This is a genomic window from Streptomyces sp. NPDC001137 (genome assembly GCF_040298885.1).
Classification (GTDB): Bacteria; Actinomycetota; Actinomycetes; order Streptomycetales; family Streptomycetaceae; genus Streptomyces.
Window position 1 is genome coordinate 39,689 of the sequence record NZ_JBEPBA010000022.1, and the last position, 15,330, is coordinate 55,018.

Below are 15,330 nucleotides of genomic sequence, written 5' to 3' on the forward strand. Positions count from 1 at the left end.
CCAATCAGGGAAATCAATCCTGTGGATCCACCACATCCATGCCATGGATGGCTCGTAGGATGGCCGTCCTCACTCTCGGCCCGGCGCTCGCTCCAAGGTGGTAACCGGTGAACCTGTCCCGTCTCGACCTCAATCTGGTGGTCGCCCTGCGTGCGCTGCTGGAGGAGCGCAACGTCACCCGGGCCGGCGAGCGCATCGGGCTGAGCCAGCCCGCGATGAGCGCGGCGCTGGCCAGGCTGCGCCGGCATTTCGGAGACGAATTGCTGGCCCGCACGGGGAACGCCTACGAGCTGACCCCGCTCGGTGTCGCCCTGCGAGATCGCAGTGTGACCGCCTGCGACCTGCTGGAACGCGTCTTCTCCAGCCAGGCCGACTTCGACCCGGCGGCGGAGACCCGGGAGTTCACGCTGTTCGCCTCCGACTACGGCACGGCCGTGTTCGGCGCCGCGCTCGCCCGCGCCCTGCACGACGAGGCGCCCGGCATCCGGCTCACCTTCCAGCACACACCGCCCTCCGTCGTGGAGAACCCCGCCACCTCGCTGAGCACGGTCGACGGCCTGCTGATGCCGCACGGAGTCATCGACGGCCTGCCGGCTGTCGACCTCCACCAGGACCGATGGCTGTGCCTGGTCGCCGACGACAACCCCGAGATCGGCGACGCGCTCACCCTCGACCATCTGGCACGCCTGCCCTGGGTCGTCTACCAGCGGCCCTACGACGCGCCCGCGGCCCGCCAGCTCAGCATGATCGGCATCAGTCCCCGGGTGGAGGTGTCCGTGCAGGCCTTCCAGCTGCTGCCCCACATGGTCGAGGGCACCAGCAGGGTCGCGATGATCCAGGAACGCCTGGCCCGAAGAGCGGTCCGCTCCGCCGCGGTACGCGTCCTGCCCTGCCCCTTCGAGGCCGTACCGGTACGGGAGGCGATGTGGTGGCACCCGGTCCACGCCCAGGACGCGGCCCACATCTGGCTCCGGCAGAAGGCGGCAGAGGTGGGCGTGACGCTGACGGGCAACGGCCACGGGACGGCCGTACCCGGCGGACACGGCGCCGGGTCGGCGCCGGACCGGATGTGATCCCCGGCGCCGGTCGCCGGACCGGCAGTGATCCGGTCCGGCGGCCCCTGAGCAAGGCGTCTGCGGGCGCCGTCGGCTTGCGTGCTCAGGCCAGTTGCTGGGGCAGCGGCCGGGAGTCGTCTGCGGGCGTGCGGCGGCGGGCCGCCAGCAGTCCGGCGGCGACGAGAGCGGCGGCCAGTCCCAGGATGCCCACGGCGCCGGCGAGGCTGCCGACCGCCGACTCCACGGCGAGCAGCACCAGCGGGCAGACGAACTCACCGGCGAAGAAGGCCGCCGTCCACAGGCCCGTGCCGCGGCCGCGGTCCTCGTAGGCCAGCCGGGACATGGCGCTGGTGAGAAGGGCGGGCAGCAGCATGCCCGTGCCCACACAGTTGATCACCGCTCCGGCGACCAGCAGCGGCGCGTTGCCGGCGAGGAACATCACCCCGAAGCCGACCGCGCAGACGCCGAGAACGGCCGGCAGCATCGCGTCCGGGGAGCGTCCGAGGCGGGCGAAGGCGATCGCCCCGCCCACGGTCGCGGCGCTGGCGATCGCCGTGGCCAGCCCGATCACACCGGAGTCCTTCGTCCCGAGGCCGTCGAGCAGGTACGACATCTCCACCGGCACGGTGTAGAAGACCATCGCACCGAAGAAGGTCATGGCGCAGACGCCCCGCAACTCCCGCCAGGGGAAGGGCCGTCGGGCCGTCGCCGCGGCCGGTGCCTCGACGGCGGCGGGGTGTGCAGCCGGGCGTGCAGCCAGGTCGGGCAGGACGGTCACCATCAGCGGGGCGAGCGCCAGGCTCACGGCGTACACCCCAAAGGGCACGCGCCAGCCCGCCGATCCGGCGGCGCCACCGAGCACGAAGAAGACGGTCGCCGAGGCAGAGGCACACATGGTCTGCAGGGCGAGGTACTTCACCCGCCGCTGCCCCGAGTAGTAGTCGCCGATCAGCGTGGTGCAGCACGTCATGATCGCGGCCTCGGTGACACCGACGAGCGCGCGGCTGGCGATGATGGCACCGAGCGAGTCCAGCCAGAGCGGGGCGGTGCCGAACACGGCGTACAGCAGCGTGGCCACGATCAGCAGACGCCTGCGGCCGAGCCGGTCCACGATCACGCCGGCGAACGGGGCCAGCAGGGCCAGCGCCAGCGCCGGGACGGTCAGCGCGAGAGGCACCAGCGCCTTCGCACCCGGAACCGATCCGAAGTGGTCCTGCATCTTGGGCAGAACCGGCGCGATGAGCACCGCCCCGAGGATCGGCAGACAACTGCCCGCCATCAGGACGCTCACACGCAGCAGATGGGCCGGACCCGAGACGGCTACGGGCGACGAAGAGGCGTCGTCGACCGCGGTGGCGGGCGGCGGCGGGACGGAACCGGGCATGGCGACTCCAGGCAGGGTGTACGGAAGCGGGCATGCCTGTCAGGGGCGCCATCGGCGCACGGCATGCAGGGGACGGGCCGCACGACGGCGACTGGTCCGGACAGCGGCGTGCGGGTAGGGACGACTATGGGTGCGTCCGGTGCCTGCCGCCATCCTTGGCGCTATCCGAATCACGTATCCGGTGCATCCATGCGATGAATGGGCCGATCTGTGTTTGAAATTTCAACCATGACGGGGTAGAGTCCGGGGCGGCCGGTGTGGCCTCAACCTCCTTGCATCCAGGCGCGTGTGCCGAACGACGCACACGCTCGCGAGGCCACCGCGGCCGCGCCATGCAGGGCTTGAACGAAGCCCTCCGATGTCAGGGGGCGCTGAACGGCGAGGTGATGAGCGAGCGCCCCGTGCAGAACGTCACCCGCCCCCAGCGTGTCCGCCACCTGGACCGCGGGCACGTCCACCGTTCCACTGCTGTGGGGCCCCTCCCACATGATGGGCCGTTCTCCTTGGCTGACCGCCGACCAGCCGACCCCGTGCTCCCGCAGGAAGCGCAGGGTGTCCGTCGGCGTGCTCGCGCCGGGCGGGCGGAAGTCGGCCGAGCACACGGCCACATCGATGAAAGGCAGCAGATGCTGCGTGCCCTCCTTCCAGCTGCCCCCGTCGAAGACGGTCGGACGGCCGGCGGCACGCGCGAGCCGGGCAGCGGCCACGGCCAGTTCCATGTGATGGCCGTCGAACTCCGCGATGTCACAGGCGGCCACCAACACGTCGAGATCGTCGGGCGGGCCGAGCCGGTGGCCTTGCGCGTTGGTCGAGGCGACGGCGCGTTCCCCGCTGGACGCAGTCACCAGAATGGAAGACACCGCCGGGGGCTCGGCCGACTCCGCCGCCAGGTCCGACACGGCCACGCCCAGCCGGCCGAGGTCTTCCTTGATCCCGAGCCCCAGCGGATGGGAGCCGACCGCGGTGAGCAGCCTGGCCGTACCACCCAGGTGGCTGAAGGCGGCGGCCGCGTTCGCCGCCGGACCGCCGGCCGCGACGACCTGCTCACGAGCCGTCAGTTTCTCGTTCGATGCCGGCGCATGGTCCACGAGCTGGATGACGTCCAGCGTGCACAAGCCGACGAACAGGCCTTCGGGATGTCTCCTCGTCGCCGGCTCCACCCACCAGCACCTCCTCCCGCACGGGCATGCGGCCAGCGTACGGACCCATGGAAAACGGCATCGACGATGTCGCCGCACGCGCAAACACGAGGCACACCCATTGGAGTACTCCGGCACCGACGATGCCTTCGTTGGGCGGTACATGACGTGCGGTCCGGCGTGTCCCGGGATCAGATGGGTTGCGTGCCAAGCTGCTTCCGTCCTCAGCACGGCCGCTCGCGCTGGCGTCTCATCGCTGCCCTGACCGGCCTCCTCCTCACCCTGCCCGCAATGCCGCCCGCGTACTCGGCGGCCGGACCCTGGCCCGACCCCGTGCGCGGCCACGCCTACATGGGAATGGGCGTCGGAAAGTACGAAGGAATGGGCGCTCACTCCGATCCCGATCCCGACCCCCCGCCCCTGCAGGTCGGCCAGACCGAGGGCGTCGACGTCTCCAGCTACCAGGGTGACGTCGCCTGGTCCGCCTTGTGGAGCAGCGGCACCCGCTGGTCCTACACGAAGGCCACAGAGGGGACGTCCTACCAGAACCCCTACTTCGCCCAGCAGTACGACGGCGCCTATCGCGTCGGCATGGTCCGCGGGGCCTACCACTTCGCCACGCCGGACTCCAGCAGCGGCACCGCGCAGGCCGACTACTTCGTCGACCACGGCGGGCGCTGGTCCGCCGACGGCCGGACACTGCCCGGTGCCCTCGACATCGAGTGGAACCCCTACGGTGACGCCTGTTACGGCAAGACCAAGAGCGGCATGGTGGCCTGGATCCGTGCCTTCCTGAACCGCTACAAGGCCCGCACCGGCCGCACCGCCGTGATCTACACGGCCACGAACTGGTGGAACAACTGCACGGGCGGCTACAAGGGCTTCGGCTCCACCAACCCCCTGTGGGTCGCCAGGTACGGCTCGACGGTCGGCGAACTTCCGGCGGGCTGGTCGACGTACATGATGTGGCAGTACACGTCGTCCGGGCCGACCGTCGGCGACCACGACAGGTTCAACGCCCCCGTGGACAAACTGCGGGAGTTCGCGGCCAGTCACCGGGCCGACGAATGACCGCTTCCGGTGCCGGCCGGGGCTGAGCCCCGGCGCAGGCACGGCCGCAGGCAGATGCGGCCGGGCCTGCACGGTCCGGGCCTCCCGCAGGAACGGTCAGGGCCTGTGGGAACGCGCATGAAGCATGCGGCGGACCGTGTCCGAGCGTTCGAGGATTGTTTTGCGGACCACCGGGGCCGCCTCTTCGGAGATCCGCTGGGCGCTTTCGAGGTAATCGGAATCGACGGCGTACGGCGGGAACAGGTGGCTCGTGAACCCCATCGCCGGGATCATCCCACCCTGGTGCAGATGGGGGACCGCCTCCAGATAGCGCCGCGTGTAGGGGCTGAGCAGGTCGTCCTGGGCGGGGCGCCAGAAGGCCGCCGCCACCTGCCCGACGGCGGAGACGGGGACGGTGCGGTCGACGACGAGCTTCTGCCAGACCTCCGCCTTGGCGGCGGCGTCGGGCACCGCGGCCCGTACGGTGAGGGCGCGGATCCACGCGTCGGGGTCCGGGTCGCGTTCCAGCAGGAGGGCGGCCTCGGAGGTGACGTCCTCGCCCAGTTCGGCCGCACGGACCAGTGCGCGCCAGTGCAGATCGACGTCCGTGCCCGCCTGCTCGCGCAGCCAGGCCAGATCTTCGGCGGTCGTGGCGGTGCGGGCAAGGCCCCGCAGGGCGACCCGGCGGCGGCCGGGATCCGCGGCGAGGTCCCGGCAGGTCCTGGTCACCGCCGCCGTGAGCCGCGCGCGTTCGCCGGGCGGCGCCCACAGTTCCGCGATGTTCCCGGCGAGCATCAGATACGGCTCGATGACGGCGTCCGACGTCTCCGCCGCGAGGACCGCGGTGATGCACTGCCCGGCTTCCGCGGCCGTGGCCTCGCCGGTGGTCAGCATGTCCCACACGGTGGCGGCGGCGACGCCCCGGGAGATGGGCGTGGGCAGATCCGCGGCCCTACGGAAGAGTGCGTCTCGGGTCGTGGGGTCCGGGCGGGCCGTGGCGAAGGTCAGGTCGTCGTCGTTGATCAGCAGGACGTCCGGCGCGGGAGGCAGGCCGGCGACGGGGGTACGGGGCTGTGTCACCTCGATGCGTACGAGCCCCGTGCGTTCCAGCGTCTGTCCGTTCCGGGTGTACGCGCCCACCGCCAGAACCTGCGGGCGTGGGGTGCCGGCCGCCACCAGCGTGACGGTCTCGCCGTCGCGCTCCAGCGAGAAACGGTCGGTGCCTGCCGTCGCCAGCCAGGCGGTGCGCCAGCCGTCCAGGTCTCGCCCGCTCGCCTTGCCGAGGGAGTCGATCAGGTCCTGGAGCGTGGTGTTGCCCCAGGCGTGGCGGGCGAAGTAGGCGGCCATGCCGGCGCGGAAGCTCTCTTCGCCGACATACGTCATGAGCTGCCGCAGGACGGACGCGCCCTTGGGATAGGTGATGCTGTCGAAGATCGACGCGGCCTGGGCGACATCGTGGATGGGCTGGTGGATCGGGTGGGAGGCCGGGCCCTGGTCGGTCAGATAGGCCCTCAGTTTGTCGCTCACCAGATGGCGCGCCCAGGCGTCCGTGTAGCGGGTGGCGCGCTCGGCGGCCCAGTTGCAGGCGAACTCCGCGAACGCCTCGTTCAGCCAGAGGTCGTCCCACCAGCGCATGGTGACGATATTGCCGAACCACATGTGCGCCATCTCGTGCAGCAGCACCTTGGCGAGCAGCTCCCGCTCCGCGGGCGTCGGCGCGGCCCTCCGCAGGAACACGTCCGACCAGGTCACACAGCCGTAGTTCTCCATCGCCCCGCCGAACTCGGGCACGAACACCTGGTCGTATCTGCGCTGCGGGAACGGCATCGCGAAGGTCTCGCCGTAGAAGGCGAGGCCCTGCCGGGTGACGGTGAAGATCTCGTCGGCATCACGGTCGAGGACCTCGGCGAGCGAGCGGCGCGCGTACAGGCCCAGGTCATGGCCGTCGGCCTCGCGGCGGATCTCGTGGAAGGGGCCCGCGTTGACGACGGTGTTGTACGTGGACAGCGGCGGAGTGTCCGGGAAGGTCCAGCGGCGGGCCGTCCCCAGCTCCTCGATGCGTGCCTCGCCGGAGTTGCTGGTGACGGTCCAAGCGGCGGGGGCCGTCACGGTGAAGGCGTGCGGGGCCTTGAGATCGGGCTGGTCGAAGCACGCCCAGACGAACCGGGCCTCGTCCGGTTCGAAGCTCATCCACACATAGACCTCGCCGTCGGCGGGGTCGGTCGCCTTGTGCACACCCTCGCCCGCGGCCGTGTCGGCCTGGATGCTCTCCACGCGCAGCACATTGTGCCCGGCCAGGGCGGGCAGCGGGATCCGGCCGTCACCGCTCGGGGTGAGAGCGGTGCCGTTCAGCGTGGCGCCGACGACCTCTGCCGCGCAGTCCACGAAGCTCTCGGCGCCCGGTTCATGGCAGGTGAAGGTCACCGTGGACACACACCGCACCTCTGGTCCGTCCGGCAGCGCCGTGAGGTCGACGTCCACGTCGTACCGCTCGACGGTCAGCAGTGCGGCCCGGCGCTCGGCTTCGCCACGGGTCAGGCTTCGGATCCCCATGCGTCCTCCTCGGCAGACAGCGGGCGTCAGCGTATGCCGGACAGCGGCGCCCGCGCGCACGGTTTTCCGGTGCACCGAACGGGCGCCGGGTGTCCGGCAGTTGGCGTGGCCGCGGGGCTGAGCACCGCAGGGAGAGGAGGCGCCGGACGGTCACCCGTGCCCGGTTCGCCGACAGGCCGCCCTGCGAGCGCAACGGCACCTCCGACGCCTCCTTCAGCCGGGCGACGGCCTCATGGAGCGTAGGTTTTCACCGGCACGTCGGGCTGGTTCCTCCGGAGCTGGGGCAGGCGGGGCGGGGTGAGGAAACCCTCCGCACAGGCGCTGGCGATGCCGATCCGCGGCAGGTCCGCCGTCTTCTCGAACAGCAGGAAGCGGGGCTCCCACACCGGCCGGTACTTGGCGTTGGCGCGGTAGAGGGACTCGATCTGCCACCAGCGGGAGAAGAAGGTGAGGATCGAGCGCCACAGCCGCAGCACCGGTCCGGCGCCCAGGCGTGCGCCGCGCTCGAAGACGGCGCGGAACATGGCGAAGTTCAGCGACACCCGACGCACGCCCAACTCCTCGGCGCGCAGCAGCAGTTCGACGACCATGAACTCCATCAGGCCGTTCTCGCCGTCCCGGTCGCGGCGCATGAGGTCAAGGGACAGCCCGTGCTCGCCCCAGGGCACGAAGCTCAGCAGCGCCCGCAGCTCGCCTTCGGCGTCGCGGCACTCCAGCATCACGCAGTTTCCGTCGCCGGGGTCGCCGAGCCGGCCGAGCGCCATGGAGAAGCCGCGCTCGGTGGCGCCGTCGCGCCATTGGTCGGCGCGTTCGACCAGCGTGGCCATCTCGTCCTCGGGGATGTCGGCGTGACGGCGCATACTCACGGTGTATCCGGCCCGCCGCACCCGGTTGTGCGCCTGACGTACGACGCGCATGGCGCGGCCTTCGAGGGTGAAGTCGGCAAGGTCCACGATGGCCTCGTCGCCGAGTTCCAGAGCGTCCAGGCCGTGCCGGGCGTAGATCGTGCCGGCCTCCTCGCTCGCGCCCATCACGGCAGGCGTCCAGGCGTGGCGGCGGGCCTCGGCGAGCCAGGCGTCGATGGCGCCGGGCCAGGCCTCCGGGTCGCCGATCGGGTCTCCGGAGGCGAGGGTGACGCCGCCGACCACGCGGTAGGCGACGGCGGCCTTGCCCGTCGGCGACCAGATGACCGCCTTGTCGCGGCGGAGCACGAAGTAGCCGAGGGAGTCGCGCTCGCCGTGCCGGTCGAGCAGCGCGCGCAGCCGCTCCTCGTCCTCCGCGCCGAGCAGGTCCCGGCCGCGGGGCGAGCGGAAGAAGACGTACAGCACGAGGCAGAAGGTCGCCGCGACCATGATGTTGACGATGACGTCCACCCAGCGGGGCGCCTGCACGGCATCCACGCGGTCGGCGAGCGGGCCGACGCTGATGCCCCGCAGCAGTGTGTACGCCACCTTGTCGAAGAGGGTGGCGCCGTGGAGTTTGTTCGTCGCGCCGACCAGCAGCGTGCCGATCGTGCCGCTGACCAGGATGCCGCCCGCTCCGACGGCGAGCGCCAGCTTCGGGTTGGACGGGTCCCCGACCGCCTCGAACTCCCGGCGCCCGATCAGCAGCGCGGCTACGAACAGGCCGGTGAGCAGGGCCGATGCCCAGTTGAAGACGTGCGCGCGAAACGGGTCCTGGGTGAGTGCGACGGCGTACAGCGCGAACAGCGGCCCGGCGAGCACCATGTTGACCGTCCAGGCGGCCCGCTTCCGGCGCCGCATCACCAGCGACAGGAAGATCGCGAGCGCAGCCGAGACCAGGCCGGCGGTGGCCAGATAGGGCGTGAAGTACTCACCCGCGTGGTGCGCGTGGAACCGGTGGGCCGTGTGGGAGGCGTAGATCCGGCCGGTGTTGTGCTCGTCGACCTCGCGCCGGAACGGCACGGACACGACCGCCGCGATGTTGAGCAGGGCGATCAGCCGCAGATACCAGACGGTGAATGCGGCTGCCCGCGCCCGCAGCCGGGAAGGAGCGGGCACTTGTTCGGGAGTGGTGCGCCGGCGGGGGATCAGGGCCGACTGCTGCTGGGCGGTCATGACTGGGGTCACCTTGGGGAGTGGGCGGTGGAAGCGGTGCGGGTGGGGACGGAGCGCGGGGGAGGACCGTCGCGTGCCCGACCCCTTGTACCGCGTAGTCCGAACGAACGCCAGCCGCACGCCTGCGGCGCGGGTTGCCCGAAGGCGGTCCATCGGCCGGCGGTGGCGGGCCGATGGGCAAGGGCGTGCCGCAAGGGCCGTGAGGTCGTTTCGGCGAGATCCCTCACCGGCGAGCGGGCGTCGGCGGATCGTGAGCCGGACGGTCCCGCCGGGCGGAACGCCGATGGCGCGGTGAGCTCCCCGGCCGGGGCCCGCAGAGCGGCAAGCGCCTCGCGCTCGGAGCGCAGCTCCTGAGGGTGCCGTATGGATCCCTCTGGTCGGCAACCATGATCGGTGCGCGGTACTTTGTTCATGTCTCTTCCCGCGTGCTGCCGTCGACCCGGCCCTACGCCTTGTAGGGCGAGAGCACCCTACATCTTGTAGGACCGATGGGGTGCGGCCGGGACGGCGAAAGATGGCTGGCCCCGGTGACCGGCCTGTGCTCGTTCGCGCAGTTGAGGACGAGAGACGGCCGGTCGCGGTTGGCCGTGCGGGTGGATCTGTCGGTCACCTTGACCGTCCCTTGGTGCTCTTTTGGACAAACCCCCTGTCACGCGGGGTGTTGGTGCCCTGCCGCGCCCTCGCGTCCGCGCCGTGGGAGCTGCGGACGCGTCTGCCGGGCAGAGTGGAGGAGAGGAGATATGTCCCTCACTCCTCGACGGCGGAAGGGGCGAGGGTGATGGTGCGGCGGCTGGCGGCGATCGTGCTGTGCGGCGGGCTGCTGGCCGCCGGGTGTTCGACGGGGGACGACAGCGCCGTACCGGCCCCGCGCTCCCTGCCCCCGCAGAGCCGGTCGGCGGCACCGGCGGGGCGGTCGGACTGGACGACGTACCACCGCGACGGACTGCGCAGCGGGTACGCCCCCGGCACACCGGCGCTCGGTACGCTCCGGCAGGCCTGGACGGCCCGGCTCGACGGAGCGGTGTACGGCCAGCCGCTCGTCGTGCGCGGCAAGGTGGTGGCCGCCACCGAGAACGACACCGTCTACGCCCTCGCCCCGGACACCGGCCGCGTCCTGTGGCACCGCCACCTGGGCACACCGCAGCCCCGATCGGGCCTCGGGTGCGGGAACATCGACCCGCTCGGCATCACCGGCACGCCCGTGTACGACGCCTCCACCGGGCTCGTCTTCGCCGTGGCCGAGACCGCCGGCGGGCGTCACCGCCTGGTGGGGCTGGACCTGGCCACGGGGCGCGAGAAGGTGGACCGCGAGGTGGAGTCCCCGGCCGGCGACCGATCGGCGCACCAGCAGCGTGCCGCGCTCGCCCTGCTGGCGGGCCGGGTGTACATCGCGTACGGCGGGTTGTACGGAGACTGCGGGTCCTACCGCGGCTCGGTGGTCTCGGTCGCGGTGACGGGCTCGGGTCCTGTCACCTCGTACACCGTGCCCACTCACCGTATGGGCGGCATCTGGGCGCCGGGCGGGCCGGTGGTCGACGGTGGGCGGCTCCTGGTCTCCGTCGGCAACGGCGAGTCCACCGGCGGGAGTTACGACGGAACGGACTCCGTGCTGGCTCTCTCCGCCGGTCTGCACCGCACCGACTACTTCGCCCCCTCCGACTGGGGGCGGGACAACGCGGCCGATGCCGACCTGGGTTCCCTCACCCCGGTGCGGATCGGCCGCTTCGTCGTGATGGTCGGCAAGAGCGGCACCGCCTACCTGCTGTCCGCCGACCACCTCGGCGGCATCGGCGGGCAGCTCACGCAGACCGGCGCCTGCCCGGCGTACGGAGCGGCGGCCTTCACCGGCAGCACCGTCTATGTGCCGTGCTTCGACGGGCTGCTGCGGCTGACGGTCCGGGCGGACGGCACGATGACCACCGGGTGGCGGACGGCGCTGCGGCGGGCGGGCTCGCCCGTGATCGGCGGCGGCGCGGTCTGGGTCACCGACTTCGAGGCGGGCACGCTGTACGCCCTCGACCCGGGCACCGGACGGGTCCGACAGCACCTGGCGGTGGGCGACCTGCCGAACTTCGCCTCGCCCGTGCTCTCCGCCGACCATGTCTACCTCGGCACCCGGACCGGCGTCAGCGCGTTCTCCGGCGCGTAGACAGACACCCGGGCGCCGGTACGCGGAATCGGCGCCATGTCCACCATCCCTCTGATCCAGAGGGCGCTCGGCTGGTTCGGCCTCGCCTGACGGTCCGCACCGGGGCCGTCACGGCCGCGCTCGAACGACTGCCGGCTTGCGGATCACCTCGGCGCCTGGAAGCCACCCAGCTTCGGCTCGAGCAGTTCCGCCAGCCGCAGCGGGGTACGGTCCTCGAACATCGGACCGATGAGCTGCACGCCCACCGGCAGTCCCTCGGGGGACCGGCCCGCGGGTACGGCGGTGGCGGGCAGGCCGGGCATGGTGGCCAGACCGGCCCAGACGAGCTGGTCGAGGTACGGGTACTCGACGCCGTCGATGGCGATCCGGCGACCCATCAGATCGGGGTTGTGGTCGTGCGGGAACGCGGGAGTGGGCGTGACGGGACACACCACGGCGTCGAACTCGGCGAAGACCTGCCGCCAGCCGTGACGGTGCAGTTCACGGAGGTCGTTCGCCTCGATCCAGTCGCGGTGGCTGAGCACCGTGCCGCGCAGCCGTTCCGCCTCAAGACTCCGGTCGTCCGCGCTCAGCCCGGCGGCGTGGGTTCGCAGCTGCTCGTACATGTCGACGGGGAATCGTGCGGCGGAGTACGAGAACAGCAACCGCGTGTAGATCACGGCCGCTTCGGTGAGACTGGGCAGCAGCGGACTGTGCCGTTCGACGCGGGCGCCGGCGTCGGCAAGCGCGTCGGCCACCCGGTTCACGCCCGCCCGCACGGCGGACCCGGTCGGAATGAGCGGATGGTCGTCGAGAACCAGGACCCGGAAGTCGCCCAGCCGCTCGTGGCGCGCGGGCGGCAGCCGCAAGTCGTGTGCCACACCCAGCGTCAGCGGGTCCGGTCCGGCCATGATGTCGAAGAGGAGGGCGAGGTCACGGGCACTGCGCGCCATCGGACCGACGACAGCGAGATCAAGCTCGACCGGCAGTGCCGGTGCGGGCGGCGGAACCATGCCGCGGGTCGCCGCCAGCCCGAGGGTCGGCTTGTGCGCGTAGACACCGCAGAAATGCGCGGGGGTGCGCAGCGAACCGCCGATGTCGGAGCCGATGGACAGCGCGCCGAACCCGCACGCCAGCGCGGCCGCTGATCCGCCGGAGGACCCACCCGCCGTACGGGCGTGGTCCCAGGGATTGTTGGTGGTGCCGTAGATCTCGTTGAAGCTCTGCACGTCCTGCAGTCCCAAGGGCACATTGGTCTTGCCGAGCACCACCGCGCCTGCGCCCTTGAGCCGCGACACCTGCACCGCGTCCTCGGCCGGCAGGTAGTTCCGGTGCAGCGGTATGCCCCAGGTCGTGGGCAGTCCGGCGATGTTGTAGGACTCCTTGACCGTCACCGGAATGCCGAGCAGTGGCCGGTCCTCACCGCGGGCGCGGGCCTTGTCGGCATCGCGGGCGGCGGCCCGCGCACGCTCGAAGTCCGGCACGCAGATCGCGTTGACCGCCTTGTCGTCCCGCTCAATACGGGCGATCGCCCCGTCGGTCAGTTCCGTCGAAGTCACTTCACCGGCGCGCAGGGCGGCCATGAGTTCTTCGGCCGTCAGAAAATTCCACTCCATGAATCCGGAACGTATCGGTGCCCGGCAGGAGCCATGAAATGCCGGTGTGCGCAAGGCAGTTGCTGGAAAACCTTTGGCGATGGACCCGCTGGTCATACCAAGCTGTCCTCCACCGAAGGGGTGTAGCTCAGCTGGTCAGAGCGCCGGTCTCCAAAACCGGATGCCGCAGGTTCAAATCCTGCCGCCCCTGCCACTGATCATGTCGACGCGTCCAGCTCGAGACCGACTTCTTCGTCGTCTGGAACGATCCCGCGCGCACTGCACACCGAACTGGCCCGACCTGTGCCATTGCGCGCACCTGGCCGCCCCACTGCCAACCTCCATGCGATATGCGTATGGTGCATGAGGAATGCGCGATATAGTCAGCATCGTGGGTATGAGCCTTGAAGAGCGCGTGCGATCGGCGGTGGCGGCGCTCCTGCATGCGGCAGGCGAGTCGCAGACCGAGCTGGCCGCCGCTCTGGGTGTGAGTCAGGCCCAGGTGAGCCGTCGTCAGTCAGGCACCGCAGCGTGGAGTCTGACCGACTGCGAGGCGGTCGCCGCGCACTACGGCATCGACGTCCTCGAACTTCTGGCCGGACCCACCCGGGCCACCGAGGCGCTGCCTGCCGCGCGCCGCCGCGTTCCCGGCCGCCCGGCCGGCACCCAGCGCCCTGCGGCCGTCGAAGGGGGCGTGCGATGACGGACTTCGGCGCGATCGACGCGCTGCTCGCCGGTGCCAAGAAGGAGGTGGCGCTGCCCTCCGTCGAGGAGCGGCGTGCCCTGCGCGAGGAGCTGAACGTCTCGCGCGCCCAGCTTGCGCAGGCCCTGGCGGTGAGCCCTTCCACCGTAAAGGGCTGGGAGTCGGGACGGGACCCGAGCGGCGAAGTGCGGGAGAAGTACGCGTACTTCCTCGAGGGGGCGAAGGCCAAGCTGGCCGCCGAGGCAGCGGACGTATCCGAGGAAGCCCCGGCGGAGGCGCCGGAGGACGAAGTTCGCGCGGATGCCGAGCCGACCGCCGACCAGGACGACGACGTCGACGTGCTCGCCACCCCGCAACCGTGCGTGCTGTGCGGGCAGCCCGCCCGTCACCAGGTCGCCGGATTCCCCCAGCACCTGGACCCCGCCGAGTGTCAGGCCGCCGCGCCCGAGGAGACGAAGCAGCCCGTCGCGCCGGAGAGGCCCGCCGCACGGACGACTCTCTCGCGTGCACCATCCCGCGGCCGACAGGGGCAGGCGGGACGCGGTGTCCGGGTCGTGCCCGTCGGCCGCCGCATGCAGACCGCCGACACCCCGGACCTGATCGGCTCAGCGGTCTCGGCCGCGCTCGCCGAGCACTCCGGTGACGTGGAAGCGGCGACCAAGGCACTGGTGAAGCGGGCGATCCCGGATGCGATGGCACTGCTGGACCACAGCCGCAAGGGCGGCCGCTACGAGATCGTCGCCCATCCGTGGCTGCCCGACATCCTGCGCAAGCAGTCCTCCCGCGGCGCGGACCAGATCTGGGAGGCCCGCCCCAAGTGGGCGCGGCCCGAACTACCGCCCGGCCTCCATGAGGTCACCGCGCTCGACATCAACGGCGCCTATCTGAGCGCCCTCAAGACTCATCTGCCGCTCGGCCAGTTGGAGCACTCCACCGGCAACCATCACAACCCGCGCCGCGCCGGCCTCCACCTGATCACCCCGCCGGACTGGGACCACGACGCCTGTCTGCCCAACCCGATCGGCAGCCGGGACGAGCCGGGACCGCTGTGGGTGACCGAACCGACGCTGCGGCTGCTGCTGCGGATCTCGGGGCCGAAGTACGGGCTGTGCGACCCGCCGGAGATCCACGAGTCGTGGACTTCGGGGGCCACCGAAGGCCTGCTGGAGAAGTTCCGCGTCGCCCTCAAGGACGCCCGGGACCGGGCGATCGCCGAAGACGACGAAGTGACGCTGGAGTACGTCAAGGCGATGTACTCGAAGTTCGTCTCGACCCTGGGGGAATCGAACTACAACCGGGAGCTGTACCGCACCGACTGGATGCACCTCATCCGGTCGCAGGCCTTCGCGAACCTCTGGTGGAAAGCACACCGCGCCTACGACCAGGGCCTGATGGTGGTCCGCGCGATGGGAACCGACGAGCTGCACGTCATCGGCGACTGGCGCGCGGTCTTCCCGGAGGGCCGCGGCGTCACCGAGGTGAAGCTCAAGGACGTCTACACCATCGACACCGAGCACACTCCTGCCGACGAGCGCGACAGCTGAGGTCGGACTCCGCGGGCCAAAGGACCCCCCGAGGTACCTCCGCCCGGGCGGGTGTGACCATCGGTGAACTCCTCCCTCAGAAAGTCCGGTTGGCCTCGTTG

10 protein-coding genes and 1 tRNA gene are annotated in these 15,330 nt (G+C 71.2%); 6 read left to right on the forward strand and 5 right to left on the reverse strand.

Annotated elements, in window-relative coordinates:
* Positions 1-107: 107 nt before the first annotated feature.
* A complete protein-coding gene (locus ABT254_RS34070; RefSeq protein WP_351478822.1) occupies positions 108-1,073 on the forward strand; it encodes a LysR family transcriptional regulator in 966 nt (321 codons plus the stop codon).
* A gap of 85 nt (positions 1,074-1,158) precedes the next feature.
* Here the strand turns inward: ABT254_RS34070 and ABT254_RS34075 are convergent, their stop codons facing one another.
* Positions 1,159-2,439 carry an MFS transporter gene (locus ABT254_RS34075; protein WP_351478825.1) on the reverse strand — a complete coding sequence of 427 codons (1,281 nt, stop codon included), beginning with the start codon at positions 2,437-2,439 and terminating at the stop codon, positions 1,159-1,161.
* Between the two features lie 263 nt (positions 2,440-2,702).
* Positions 2,703-3,599 carry a PfkB family carbohydrate kinase gene (locus tag ABT254_RS34080; protein WP_351478827.1) on the reverse strand — a complete coding sequence of 299 codons (897 nt, stop codon included), beginning with the start codon at positions 3,597-3,599 and terminating at the stop codon, positions 2,703-2,705.
* 174 nt (positions 3,600-3,773) lie between these two features.
* On the opposite strand from ABT254_RS34080, the gene ABT254_RS34085 reads away from it, so the two are divergent.
* Entirely contained in the window at positions 3,774-4,649 is an 876-nt protein-coding gene (locus tag ABT254_RS34085) for a lysozyme (RefSeq protein WP_450752032.1), read from the forward strand.
* Between the two features lie 96 nt (positions 4,650-4,745).
* Here the strand turns inward: ABT254_RS34085 and pepN are convergent, their stop codons facing one another.
* Together pepN and ABT254_RS34095 are read right to left on the reverse strand one after the other, a co-directional pair.
* Entirely contained in the window at positions 4,746-7,181 is a 2,436-nt protein-coding gene (gene pepN / locus ABT254_RS34090; protein ID WP_351478830.1) for an aminopeptidase N, read from the reverse strand.
* Between the two features lie 230 nt (positions 7,182-7,411).
* Complete coding sequence (locus ABT254_RS34095) at positions 7,412-9,259, reverse strand: phosphatidylglycerol lysyltransferase domain-containing protein (protein ID WP_351478833.1); 1,848 nt, start codon at positions 9,257-9,259, stop codon at positions 7,412-7,414.
* A 778-nt stretch (positions 9,260-10,037) separates the two neighbouring features.
* Between ABT254_RS34095 and ABT254_RS34100 the strand changes: the two genes are divergently transcribed.
* A complete protein-coding gene (locus tag ABT254_RS34100) occupies positions 10,038-11,408 on the forward strand; it encodes an outer membrane protein assembly factor BamB family protein (protein WP_351478836.1) in 1,371 nt (456 codons plus the stop codon).
* Positions 11,409-11,551: 143 nt separating this feature from the next.
* Here ABT254_RS34100 and ABT254_RS34105 read toward each other — a convergent pair whose 3' ends face one another.
* Positions 11,552-13,003, reverse strand: a complete 1,452-nt coding sequence (locus ABT254_RS34105) for an amidase (protein ID WP_351478839.1) — start codon at positions 13,001-13,003, stop codon at positions 11,552-11,554.
* A 116-nt stretch (positions 13,004-13,119) separates the two neighbouring features.
* Between ABT254_RS34105 and ABT254_RS34110 the strand changes: the two genes are divergently transcribed.
* The 3 genes from ABT254_RS34110 (at position 13,120) to ABT254_RS34120 (ending at position 15,229) form a co-directional block, all read left to right on the forward strand.
* A tRNA-Trp gene (locus ABT254_RS34110) sits at positions 13,120-13,196 on the forward strand.
* 183 nt (positions 13,197-13,379) lie between these two features.
* Complete coding sequence (locus ABT254_RS34115; protein WP_351478842.1) at positions 13,380-13,685, forward strand: helix-turn-helix domain-containing protein; 306 nt, start codon at positions 13,380-13,382, stop codon at positions 13,683-13,685.
* Positions 13,682-15,229 carry a helix-turn-helix domain-containing protein gene (locus ABT254_RS34120; protein ID WP_351478845.1) on the forward strand — a complete coding sequence of 516 codons (1,548 nt, stop codon included), beginning with the start codon at positions 13,682-13,684 and terminating at the stop codon, positions 15,227-15,229. Before ABT254_RS34115 ends, ABT254_RS34120 begins: the two co-directional genes overlap by 4 nt.
* The last annotated feature ends 101 nt before the right edge of the window (positions 15,230-15,330 follow it).

Bases quoted from the DNA above. Each gene is read 5' to 3' on its own strand.
- ABT254_RS34075 (WP_351478825.1), bottom strand. From the start codon at position 2,439: ATGCCCGGTTCCGTCCCGCCGCCGCCCGCCACCGCGGTCGACGACGCC.
- ABT254_RS34085 (WP_450752032.1), top strand. From the start codon at position 3,774: ATGGGTTGCGTGCCAAGCTGCTTCCGTCCTCAGCACGGCCGCTCGCGC.
- pepN (WP_351478830.1), bottom strand. From the start codon at position 7,181: ATGGGGATCCGAAGCCTGACCCGTGGCGAAGCCGAGCGCCGGGCCGCA.
- ABT254_RS34095 (WP_351478833.1), bottom strand. From the start codon at position 9,259: ATGACCGCCCAGCAGCAGTCGGCCCTGATCCCCCGCCGGCGCACCACT.
- ABT254_RS34100 (WP_351478836.1), top strand. From the start codon at position 10,038: ATGGTGCGGCGGCTGGCGGCGATCGTGCTGTGCGGCGGGCTGCTGGCC.
- ABT254_RS34105 (WP_351478839.1), bottom strand. From the start codon at position 13,003: ATGGAGTGGAATTTTCTGACGGCCGAAGAACTCATGGCCGCCCTGCGC.
- ABT254_RS34115 (WP_351478842.1), top strand. From the start codon at position 13,380: ATGAGCCTTGAAGAGCGCGTGCGATCGGCGGTGGCGGCGCTCCTGCAT.
- ABT254_RS34120 (WP_351478845.1), top strand. From the start codon at position 13,682: ATGACGGACTTCGGCGCGATCGACGCGCTGCTCGCCGGTGCCAAGAAG.